Annotated in this window: 10 protein-coding genes; 5 read left to right on the top strand and 5 right to left on the bottom strand. The window is 59.6% G+C overall.

Going from position 1 to position 10,074, the window contains the following annotated elements; genetic code table 11:
- Positions 1-111: 111 nt before the first annotated feature.
- Positions 112-696 carry a YajG family lipoprotein gene (locus AAAB16_RS16590; RefSeq protein ID WP_340664311.1) on the bottom strand — a complete coding sequence of 195 codons (585 nt, stop codon included), beginning with the start codon at positions 694-696 and terminating at the stop codon, positions 112-114.
- A gap of 518 nt (positions 697-1,214) precedes the next feature.
- On the opposite strand from AAAB16_RS16590, the gene mqo reads away from it, so the two are divergent.
- Positions 1,215-2,726: a malate dehydrogenase (quinone) gene (gene mqo / locus AAAB16_RS16585; RefSeq protein WP_340664310.1), complete on the top strand. Its 1,512-nt coding sequence runs from the start codon at positions 1,215-1,217 to the stop codon at positions 2,724-2,726.
- Between the two features lie 200 nt (positions 2,727-2,926).
- Here mqo and AAAB16_RS16580 read toward each other — a convergent pair whose 3' ends face one another.
- Together AAAB16_RS16580 and AAAB16_RS16575 are read right to left on the bottom strand one after the other, a co-directional pair.
- Positions 2,927-4,036, bottom strand: coding sequence for an NADH:flavin oxidoreductase (locus AAAB16_RS16580; RefSeq protein ID WP_340664309.1), 1,110 nt, complete (start codon positions 4,034-4,036; stop codon positions 2,927-2,929).
- Positions 4,037-4,085: 49 nt separating this feature from the next.
- Positions 4,086-4,703 (bottom strand): TetR family transcriptional regulator C-terminal domain-containing protein, encoded by a 618-nt coding sequence (locus AAAB16_RS16575; protein WP_340664308.1) that lies wholly within the window; start codon positions 4,701-4,703, stop codon positions 4,086-4,088.
- 215 nt (positions 4,704-4,918) lie between these two features.
- Here AAAB16_RS16575 and AAAB16_RS16570 point away from each other — a divergent pair, with 215 nt between their 5' ends.
- A complete protein-coding gene (locus AAAB16_RS16570; protein ID WP_340664307.1) occupies positions 4,919-5,197 on the top strand; it encodes a hypothetical protein in 279 nt (92 codons plus the stop codon).
- A gap of 98 nt (positions 5,198-5,295) precedes the next feature.
- On the opposite strand, the gene AAAB16_RS16565 is transcribed toward AAAB16_RS16570, so the two are convergent.
- Positions 5,296-5,778: a glutathione peroxidase gene (locus tag AAAB16_RS16565; RefSeq protein ID WP_340664306.1), complete on the bottom strand. Its 483-nt coding sequence runs from the start codon at positions 5,776-5,778 to the stop codon at positions 5,296-5,298.
- A gap of 90 nt (positions 5,779-5,868) precedes the next feature.
- The gene (locus AAAB16_RS16560) at positions 5,869-6,354 is read right to left on the bottom strand and encodes a peptidylprolyl isomerase (RefSeq protein ID WP_110616883.1); all 486 of its coding nucleotides are present in this window, start codon (positions 6,352-6,354) and stop codon (positions 5,869-5,871) included.
- 12 nt (positions 6,355-6,366) lie between these two features.
- On the opposite strand from AAAB16_RS16560, the gene AAAB16_RS16555 reads away from it, so the two are divergent.
- The 3 genes from AAAB16_RS16555 (at position 6,367) to pta (ending at position 10,017) form a co-directional block, all read left to right on the top strand.
- Positions 6,367-6,666, top strand: coding sequence for a DUF3565 domain-containing protein (locus AAAB16_RS16555; protein ID WP_340664305.1), 300 nt, complete (start codon positions 6,367-6,369; stop codon positions 6,664-6,666).
- Positions 6,666-7,850 carry an acetate kinase gene (locus AAAB16_RS16550; protein WP_340664304.1) on the top strand — a complete coding sequence of 395 codons (1,185 nt, stop codon included), beginning with the start codon at positions 6,666-6,668 and terminating at the stop codon, positions 7,848-7,850. Before AAAB16_RS16555 ends, AAAB16_RS16550 begins: the two co-directional genes overlap by 1 nt.
- 88 nt (positions 7,851-7,938) lie before the next feature.
- Positions 7,939-10,017 carry a phosphate acetyltransferase gene (gene pta / locus AAAB16_RS16545; RefSeq protein WP_340664303.1) on the top strand — a complete coding sequence of 693 codons (2,079 nt, stop codon included), beginning with the start codon at positions 7,939-7,941 and terminating at the stop codon, positions 10,015-10,017.
- The last annotated feature ends 57 nt before the right edge of the window (positions 10,018-10,074 follow it).

Below are 10,074 nucleotides of genomic sequence, written 5' to 3'. Positions count from 1 at the left end.
GCACACCCTACGAAGGCTTGTTGCGTAGGGTGTGCTGTGCGCACCAATGCCGCAAACGCCCACAAAAAAGCCCGACCTAGTGGTCGGGCTTTTTCATTGCACCTCTGATCCTCACTGCGCGAGGATCTGGCCAATGCTTGGGTCTTTAAAGGTACGAGTCAGGGCATCGCTCAACACGTCGCTCACCAGTTTGGTGTTGGTGTCTTGGTTGGGGGCCATACCGAATTTCTGGTCCAGGGTCGCGCCGTAGTTACCGCTGTAACGGCGAGTGGCGTTTTGCACATCCGCACGGAACTTGGCGCCGATGCTGGCTTCGGTGACGTACAGGCCTTCTTTGGGCGACTGGTACTTCAGCTCAGACAGAGTCAGGGTAAGTTGCGGTGCGTTCAGCGCACCTGGCGACGGGGTAAAGCCGAGCAGACGGACAGCGGCTTCAGCTTGCTGCTGCAACTTCGGCAGAATGTCGGCGCCTTGCACGCTGATGGCGCTGGTTTCTGGATACAGGCCACCACGGGTGCCCAGTACCGGCGATGGCCGACCATCGACTACACGCACCACCACGGGCTGGCCTTGGCCAACCGGGGTCAGGTTACTGGTGAGTTTTGGCGTCGGGCTGAGTTGTTGCGGGCTGTGGGCACAGCCAACCAGGGTCAGGCTGGTAATAGCGATCAGACCAAACAACAGACGGTGCAGCATGCTCATCTCTCCACAGGGATTAGAACGCCCGATCGGGCCGCTTGAAGTGGCCGGCAGTATACCCAGCGCGCACGCGGCCTGACAGCGCTGAAATGTCTGACCCAGCAGGCCTGACGAGGTTCAGGCGGTGATGGCGTTTTAGTACTCGGTACGCGAAAAATATCAGTCCGCCTGCGGGCAACTGGCAAACAGGCGTTGGAGGGCTGACCAAGGGGTGAAGAAAAGTCACGCAAAAAAGCGACTTTTGTCATTTCGCCGTTATAATCGGCCCCCGATTATAAGGACGTCTCCTGATCGGGCCTCGCAGCTACCCTGATGAACTCAGCATCAGCCCGCACCGCCCCAGAGAGTCGCCCACTTCGCGTGACCTTCCGGCACCTCTGCCTTGCTCTAACGCCCGCTCTACAGCGGTGTAAAAGCGCGCAGATCGTAACCGTGGCACCCGAACTTTTGAGGTTCACGTTTCCAAAAGAGCGTGAAAAAACGGTTTCACAACTTCACAAGAGTGTGGCGAGCAAATGGCGCAAAACGATTACGAGGCTGTCGATGTGCTGCTGGTAGGTGCCGGCATCATGAGCGCGACATTAGCCGTGCTGTTGAAAGAGCTCGACCCCGGCATCAAGCTGGAAGTCGCTGAAATGCAGGGCGCGGGGGCCATCGAAAGCTCCAACCCCTGGAACAACGCCGGTACCGGCCATGCCGGGCTGTGTGAACTCAACTACACCCCTGAAGCCGCTGACGGCTCGGTGGACATCAAAAAAGCCGTGCAGATCAACACCCAGTTCGAGGTGTCGAAGCAGTTCTGGGCGCACTTGATGCAGCAAGGCAACTTCGGCTCGCCGAAAGCCTTTATCAACCCAATTCCGCACCTGAGCTTTGTACAGGGCGAAAAGGGCATCAAATTCCTTAAAACCCGTCACGCCGCCATGGTTAAACACCATGCCTTCGATGACATGCTCTACAGCGAAGACAAGGCCACCATGGCCGAGTGGATGCCGCTGATGATGCCGGGTCGCGCCGCCGATGAAGCCATCGCCGCTACCCGTGTCGAGTCCGGTACCGACGTCAACTTCGGCGCCCTGACTAACCAATTGCTGAAATTTCTCAGCGAACAAAGCGACTGCCGCGTCAACTACAAGCAGAAAGTCACCGGCCTCAAGCGTAATGACGGCGGCTGGCTGGTCACCATCAAAAACACCGAAACCGGCAACAGCCGCGACGTGCAAACGCGCTTCGTGTTCCTCGGTGCCGGTGGTGCGGCGCTGCCGCTGCTGCAGAAGTCCGGTATTCCGGAAGGCACCGGCTTTGGTGGTTTCCCGGTAAGTGGCCAGTGGCTGCGTTGCGATGATCCGGAAATCGTTAAACAGCACGAAGCCAAGGTGTACAGCCAGGCAGCGGTGGGTTCGCCACCGATGTCGGTGCCGCACTTGGATACCCGCGTAGTCGACGGCAAGAAATCGCTGCTGTTCGGGCCATACGCCGGTTTCAGCACCAAGTTCCTCAAGCACGGCTCGTTCCTCGACCTGCCGCTGTCGGTGCGCCCGAGCAACCTCGGCCCGATGCTGGCAGTGGCGCGTGACAACTTCGACCTGACCAAGTACCTGATCAGCGAAGTGTTGCAGTCCAGCGAGCAGCGCATGGAGTCCTTGAAGCGTTTCTTCCCGAACGCCAAGGCCGCCGACTGGCGCTTGGAGATTGCCGGTCAGCGCGTACAGATCATCAAAAAAGACCCGAAAAAAGGCGGTATTCTGCAGTTCGGCACCGAACTGGTCGCGGCCAAAGACGGCAGCATTGCCGCCTTGTTGGGCGCCTCGCCAGGTGCCTCGGTAACGGTGTCGATCATGCTGGAACTGATCGAACGCTGCTTTGCCGACAAAGTTAGCGGTGAGTGGGCTGAGAAGCTTAAAGCGATCTTCCCGGCGGGCGAAAAGGCCCTGGAAACCGATGCGGCGCTGTACCGTGAAGTCAACGCACGCAGCAATGAGCTGCTGGGTTTGACGGCTCGCAAAGTGGAAACTGCTAGCGCCTGATTGCAGATAGGCGAATAAAAAACGGCGCTTCGGCGCCGTTTTTTATGGGAGCGAAATCCGTAGGGAGTGCTGTGCGCACCACGCGATTTCAAGGCAGATCACACCGTGCGCACAGCACTCCCTACGCATAAAAAAGCCCCGCTAAAAGCGGGGCCTGAAAGTGTTGCGCCAACAAGGGCGCAACAAAGGGAAAGCTGTACTTAAACCAGAGTAGTCAGCGCATCGCGGCTAAACGGCAAAATCTCGTTTTCGCGGCCATCGCGTACTTTCACCGCCCAGTCCGGATCCACCAGCAAGGCACGGCCCACAGCGACCAAGTCAAACTCATGCTTGTGCAAACGCTCAAGCAAGGCATCGAGTTTTTCTGGCTGGGCGACCTTATCGGTCTTGACCATAAACTGCATAAACTCGCCGTCCAGGCCCACGCTGCCGACGGTGATGGTCGGCTTGCCAGTGAGCTTGCGCGTCCAGCCTGCCAGGTTGAGGTCGGAGCCTTCAAATTCAGGCTCCCAGAAACGGCGGGTGGAGCAGTGGAAAATATCCACGCCGGCATCGGACAACGGCTGGAGGAATTCACCCAGCGCTTCTGGCGTGGTCACCAGGCGCGCGGTGTAGTCCTGCTGCTTCCATTGCGAAAAACGGAAGATGATCGGGAATGTTGGGCTGGTAGCCGCGCGTACAGCCTTGATCAGCTCAATGGCAAAGCGCGAACGGTTGGCCAGGCTGCCACCGTATTCGTCGTCACGTTGGTTAGTGCCTTCCCAGAAGAACTGGTCGATCAGGTAACCGTGGGCGCCGTGGATTTCCACGCCGTCCATGCCGATGGCTTGGGCGTCTTTGGCGGCTTGGGCGAAGGCGGCGATAACGTCGTCGATATCTTGCTTGGTCATGCCATGCACGACTTCAACGCCATCTTTGGTTTTGCCGGTTGGGCCGTAGCCTGGAACGCTGGCGTCCGGCTCGGTGCCGATACGGCGAACACTGCCGACGTGCCACAGCTGCGGCACGATTTTGCCGCCTTCGGCGTGCACGGCCTCGACCACTTGCTTCCAGCCCGCCAGGGCGTCTTCACCAAAGAAACGCGGTACATGTGGGTAGCCGTTGGACGCTTTGTGGCCAACGGTGGTGCCTTCGGTAACGATCAAGCCCACACCGCCGGCAGCGCGCTTCCGGTAGTACTCGATCACTTGCGCGTTCGGCACGCCGCCTGGGGAGAACGAGCGGGTCATTGGCGCCATGACCACACGGGTCGGCAGTTCCAGCGCGCCGAGGCGGAAGGGTTCAAACAGGGCGTTGACGAGAGCGGTCATGCATTTCTCCTAACAGGCAACAGGTGGGGCCAGAGGCCCGGTGTGGGGTTCAAGCGGGCGTCAGCAGACGCTCCAGTTGGTGCAGAAAAACAGTCAGCGGCGCGGCATTGGCGCCGGCCTTCATGCGCATCAACGTGCCTTCCCAGGCATTGGCGATAAATTCCGCCAGCTCCACGCAATCGGTCGCCGCGTTTAGCTCACCGGCGTCGCGCGCTTCGTTCAGGCACTGGGCGAGGATGTCCACCGAGCGCTGCAGAATGCTTTCCACCTGCAAGCCAATCGGCTGCGACGGCTCAGCCATTTCAAAACTGAGGCTGCCAATAAAGCAGTGGTACTGCGGTTTTTCCTGGCGGCGGAAATGGTTCAGCAGCTCGCCGTAGAAACTCAGAATGCGTTCGCGTGGGCTGGCTGCTGGGTTACTCAGCGCACTGGCATAACGCTGCAAACGCGGCGCATAGAGGTGCTCCAGCGCATGCACGGCGAAATCTTCTTTGCTGGCGAAGTAGTGATAGAACGAGCCTTTGGGAATACCGGCAGCCTGCACAATCTCTTGCACGCCGGTGCCGTGGTAGCCACGACGCAGCATGACTTCCGAGCCTTTGGTAAGGATCAGCTCACGTTTATCGAGGCGAATGTTGGGTTGGGTTGCGTTCATGGCGGCGATCATATGACCGGTCGTCTCGCCCCGCCCAGCATTATTGATAGGAGTGATTAAGCGCTAAAAAGGGATCGGTAAATGGCGATACGACGGCGGTGGTTTTTCTGGGAGTGAGGTTGGGGTCATTTGACCGATACCAGCTATTGATGGGCTCGATTTCAACAGCAGCGGCGCGAGGAATAGTCTGGCCTCACTCTCACTCACCGGGCCGATAGGAGGCTCCAATGAACCGCTTCACTACTATCGCCCTGCTGCTTCTCGCTACCGTTCTGACAGGTTGTGCTGGCCAAGGCCATTCGATGTTGGAACTGCGTCCTTACACCGCCCTGGAGCTTCGCCAGAAGGCATTGGAAGACTTGAGTCGCCAGGGTTTGTCGTTTGATGAATACCAGCTCAAACGTGCCCAATTGCAGGGCCAGCCGGTGCGCGATTTCGACTTTGATGGGCAGGATGAATTGAATGCCGATCGTGGCTTCAGCAATGCCGAAGCTCACCAGGGTTGAACCTGCAGCTTCCGCAATGCTGGATTCCCGCCTAGGCAGGGACGACGAAATTTTCTCAGCGTCTGCGTCATTCCCGCGCAGCGGGAATCCAGGCTCAATCAGGCCAGCGCTTTCTCGATAGCCTGAACGATCGATGCATCATCGGGCGCCGTACGCGGTGAAAAGCGCGCTAACACTCGACCGTCTTTACCGACCAGAAACTTCTCGAAATTCCAGGTGATGTCCCCAGGAAACTCCGCGCCCTCGCCTGCCAGCAAGCGGTACAGCGAGTGCCGGCCGGGGCCGTTCACTTCGAGTTTGCTGCTCAGGGGAAAGCTGACGCCGTAGTTCAGGCTACAGAATTCCTGGATCTCGCTTTCGCTGCCAGGCTCCTGGCCGGCGAATTGATTGCAAGGCAGGCCCAACACGCTAAAGCCCTGGTCCTTGTATTGCTGGTACAAACTTTCCAAACCCGCGTACTGGGGCGTCAAGCCGCATTTCGAAGCGACATTGACCACCAGCACAACTTTGCCCTTGAGGGGCGCAAGCGGCAATTCCTGGCCATCCAAGGCGCGTAAATTGATGTCGTGAAAAGCACTCATGACGAACTCCCAATCAGTCATTACAGACAAAGGGCGCTAAAAAAGCGCCCTTTGCACAATCCAGTCAGCCGCTAAAGCAGCTTAGCTGAATCAATGGTGGTGACCACCTTCGCCATGCACGTGACCGTGGGCGATTTCTTCTTCGCTGGCTGCACGTACGGCAACCACTTTGATCTGGAAGTTCAGACGCTGGCCAGCCAGCGGATGGTTGCCGTCAACGGTGACGTCGTCGCCGTCCAGATCGCGGATGGTGACAATCTGCATGCTGCCATCCGGCGCGGAAGCGTGGAACTGCATGCCCACTTCCAGTTCATCAACACCTTCAAACATGCTGCGGCTCAGGGTGCTGACCAGCTCGGCGCTGTATTCGCCGTAGGCTTCTTCAGGCTCAACGGCCACGGTCAGTTCATCGCCAGCCTGCTTGCCTACCAGGGCTTTTTCCAGACCTACGATAATGTTGCCTGCACCTTGCAGGTAAACCAGCGGGGCGCCGCCGGCAGAGCTGTCGATCACCTCACCAGCATCGTTGGTCAGGGTATAGTCGATGGAGACAGCCGTATTGGCAGCGATCAGCATGGGGCAGAACCTTTGCGGAAGATTGGAGAACGGGCAAGTTTAACCAAGGGTTCGGCCGAAAGCGACCCGAGCGCGGACGGACGGCCGCAGGCGGCGACCCATATCCAGGGCTTTCGCCAGGATGAAGAAGGCCATTGGGTCGCCGAGCTGAGCTGTGGGCATACGCAACACCTGCGCCATCAGCCACCCTGGCAAAACCGCGAGTGGGTGCAAAACCCCACTCAACGCCTGGAAAAAATTGGCCAGCCGTTTCGTTGCGGCTGGTGTGCCCAGGGGCAGGAGCCCCTGACCGAACAAGACGAGGAGCAGTGATGCAAGCACGCCATATTCTGGTGATCAATTGCGGGAGTTCGTCGATCAAGTTCGCCCTGATTCACGAAGCCCATTCGCAAACTTCATTAAGCGGCGAAGCGCAAAACCTGGGCAGCTACGACGCTGAATTGCACTGGCGTCGTGGTGGTGAGCTGGACAGCATGATGATCCCCAATGCCGACCACCGCGCCGCCCTCTCGCAGCTTCTACCCCTGGTTCAGGCCGCCTGCGGCGGCAAGCTGCACGGCATTGGCCACCGCGTGGTGCATGGTGGCGAGCATTTCAGTGCAGCCCGACGTATCGACCAACAGGTGCTTAACCAGATTAAAGCCACCGCCCACCTCGCCCCGCTGCATAACCCAGCCAACCTGATGGGCATCGAGGCCACCCTCAAGCTCTACCCCAACCTGCCCCAGGTCGCGGTGTTCGACACTGCCTTCCACCAAACCCTGCCCGAATACGCCTTCCGTTATGCCCTGCCGGAAGCGCTGTACCGCGAGCACGGTATTCGCCGCTATGGCTTCCACGGCAGCAGCCATCGCTACGTCAGCAGCCGCGCAGCGGAGATGAGCAATTTGCAGGTGAGCGACAGCTGCTGGCTCTCCGCACACCTGGGCAACGGCTGCTCCACCTGCGCCATCGTCAACGGCGAAAGTCGCGACACCAGCATGGGCCTTACACCACTCGAAGGCGTAGTCATGGGCACCCGCAGCGGCGACGTCGACCCCAACCTACACAGTCACCTGGCACTGAGCCTGGGCTGGGATATCGACAAGATCGACTACATGCTTAACCACGACGCTGGGCTGCTGGGCTTATCCGGCCTGTCCAACGACATGCGCACCCTGGAACAGGCGCACCACGACGGTCACGACGGCGCAACCCTGGCCATCGAGGTATTTTGTTATCGCCTGGCCAAATCCCTGGCCGCCATGAGCTGCGCGCTACCGCGCTTGGACGGGCTGATTTTCACCGGCGGCATCGGCGAAAACTCACCGTTGATTCGCGCCAAAACCGTGGCCCATTTGCGCCTGCTTAATCTGCAACTGGATGACGAAGCCAACGAGCGCTATATCCGCGGGCTTTCCGGTACGATTCACGCCTACGGCCACCCACGGGTATTGGTGATCCCCACCAACGAAGAGCGGCAGATCGCCCTCGATACCCTGCAGCTACTGCACTAACAGCGCTGCCGCCACCTAATCAGCGGCCTGCCCAATCCGGCAGGCCGGTATAAAAAAAGCGCGAACCACGCGCGGCTCAGGAATTTGCATGCAAACCTATTTTCTTGCCCCCAGCGGTTTTGGCGTCGGCCTTACCTCCATCAGCCTTGGCATGGTCGGCGCCCTTGAACGGGTTGGCCTGCGGGTCGGTTTTTTCAAACCGGTGGCGCAACCACAACCCGGCGACCACGGACCCGAGCGCTCCAGCGAACTGATCGCCCGCACCCACGGCCTGCACTCCCCTGCCCCGGTCAGCCTTGGCCATGTCGAACGGATGCTCGGTGAAGGGCAGCTCAATGACTTGCTGGAAGAATTTATCGGTCTGTACCAAGACGCCGCCCGCGACAAAGACGTGGTGATCGTCGAGGGCATGGTGCCCACCGCCTACACCAGCTACGCCGCGCGGATCAATTTGCACCTGGCCAAAAGCCTGGATGCTGAAGTCATCCTGGTCACCGCTCCGGAAGATGAAGGCATTAGCGAGCTCTCTGACCGCCTGGAAATTCAGGCGCAAATGTTTGGCGGCCCACAAGAAGGCTCATTGCTTGGCGTTATCCTCAGCAAGGTGCGCGACGAGCAGATCAGCGCCAGCCTGCTTGACCACTCGCCGCTGTTTCGCCGCAACGACTTTCGCCTGCTCGGCAGCATCCCTTGGCTTGACCAACTGAATGCGCCGCGCACCCGTGATATCGCCGACTTGCTTGGCGCGCGCGTAATCAACGCTGGCGACTACGAACAACGGCGTATGCAGCGCATCGTGCTGTGTGCCCGTGCCGTGGCCAACACCGTGCAACTGCTTAAGCCCGGCGTACTGGTGGTCACTCCGGGAGACCGTGACGACATCATTCTCGCCACCTGCCTGGCCGCCACCAATGGCATGCCGCTGGCTGGCCTGTTGTTGTGCAGTGACTTCCCGCCAGACCCGCGGATCATGGAGCTGTGCCGAGGCGCGCTGCAAACCGGCCTGCCGGTGCTGTCGGTGACCACCAGTTCGTACGACACGGCGAATAACCTTAATCGCCTGAACAAAGAAATCCCCATCGACGACCGCGAGCGCGCCGAGCGGGTGACCGATTTTGTTGCCAGCCATATCGACCATGAATTTCTTAGCAAGCGCTGCGGCGAACCGCACGAGCAGCGCATGTCGCCGCCAGCGTTTCGCTTTCAGTTGGTGCAGCGTGCGCAGGCGGCAAATAAACGTATCGTCCTGCCCGAAGGCAGTGAGCCGCGCACCGTGCAGGCGGCGGCTATTTGTCAGGCGCGCGGCATTGCCCAGTGCGTGCTGCTGGCCAAGCCCGAAGAGGTGCAATTGGTCGCCCAAGCCCATGGCATCGAGCTGCCGCCGGGGCTGGAAATTCTCGACCCGGATTTGATTCGTAGCCGCTACGTCGCGCCCATGGTGGAACTGCGCAAAGGCAAAGGTCTGAACGCGCCGATGGCCACTCAGCAACTGGAAGATCCGGTGATGCTTGGCACCATGATGCTGGCCTTGGATGAAGTGGATGGGCTGGTTTCCGGCGCCATCCACACCACCGCCAATACCATCCGCCCAGCGCTGCAACTGATCAAAACGGCGCCGGGTTACAAGCTGGTGTCGTCGGTATTTTTTATGCTGCTGCCGGACCAGGTGGTGGTGTATGGCGACTGCGCGGTAAACCCCGACCCAACCGCCACCGAGCTGGCAGAAATCGCCGTGCAAAGTGCCGACTCAGCCAGCGCCTTTGGCATCGAGCCACGGGTGGCGATGATCAGCTATTCCACCGGCGAATCGGGCACCGGCGCCGATGTCGATAAAGTGCGCGAAGCCACGCGCCTGGCCAAGCAAGCGCGTCCCGATTTGCTCCTCGACGGACCGTTGCAATACGACGCTGCCGCCATCGACAGCGTAGCCCTGCAAAAAGCACCCAACAGCACAGTGGCCGGGCATGCCACGGTGTTTGTATTCCCCGATCTGAACACCGGCAATACCACCTACAAAGCCGTGCAACGCAGCGCCAATTGCGTCAGCGTCGGGCCGATGCTGCAAGGGCTGCGCAAACCGGTGAACGACCTGTCCCGTGGCGCCCTGGTGGACGACATCATCTACACCATTGCCCTCACCGCCATCCAAGCCGCGAACTTGCCATAACGTCTATGACGGTGGTGCGCACAGCACACCCTACGGTTACGCCGGTAGGGTGTGCTG

Source organism: Pseudomonas sp. (assembly GCF_037994325.1).
Taxonomy (GTDB): domain Bacteria; phylum Pseudomonadota; class Gammaproteobacteria; order Pseudomonadales; family Pseudomonadaceae; genus Aquipseudomonas.
Note: the sequence above shows the minus strand (reverse complement) of the source record. Positions and strands in the feature narration are given on the sequence as shown.

Excerpts from the sequence above, each read along its gene's own strand:
- AAAB16_RS16570 (WP_340664307.1), top strand. The coding sequence starts at position 4,919 with ATGAACCGCTTCACTACTATCGCCCTGCTGCTTCTCGCTACCGTTCTG.
- AAAB16_RS16580 (WP_340664309.1), bottom strand. The coding sequence starts at position 4,036 with ATGACCGCTCTCGTCAACGCCCTGTTTGAACCCTTCCGCCTCGGCGCG.
- AAAB16_RS16575 (WP_340664308.1), bottom strand. The coding sequence starts at position 4,703 with ATGATCGCCGCCATGAACGCAACCCAACCCAACATTCGCCTCGATAAA.
- mqo (WP_340664310.1), top strand. The coding sequence starts at position 1,215 with ATGGCGCAAAACGATTACGAGGCTGTCGATGTGCTGCTGGTAGGTGCC.
- AAAB16_RS16550 (WP_340664304.1), top strand. The coding sequence starts at position 6,666 with ATGCAAGCACGCCATATTCTGGTGATCAATTGCGGGAGTTCGTCGATC.
- AAAB16_RS16560 (WP_110616883.1), bottom strand. The coding sequence starts at position 6,354 with ATGCTGATCGCTGCCAATACGGCTGTCTCCATCGACTATACCCTGACC.
- pta (WP_340664303.1), top strand. The coding sequence starts at position 7,939 with ATGCAAACCTATTTTCTTGCCCCCAGCGGTTTTGGCGTCGGCCTTACC.
- AAAB16_RS16590 (WP_340664311.1), bottom strand. The coding sequence starts at position 696 with ATGCTGCACCGTCTGTTGTTTGGTCTGATCGCTATTACCAGCCTGACC.
- AAAB16_RS16565 (WP_340664306.1), bottom strand. The coding sequence starts at position 5,778 with ATGAGTGCTTTTCACGACATCAATTTACGCGCCTTGGATGGCCAGGAA.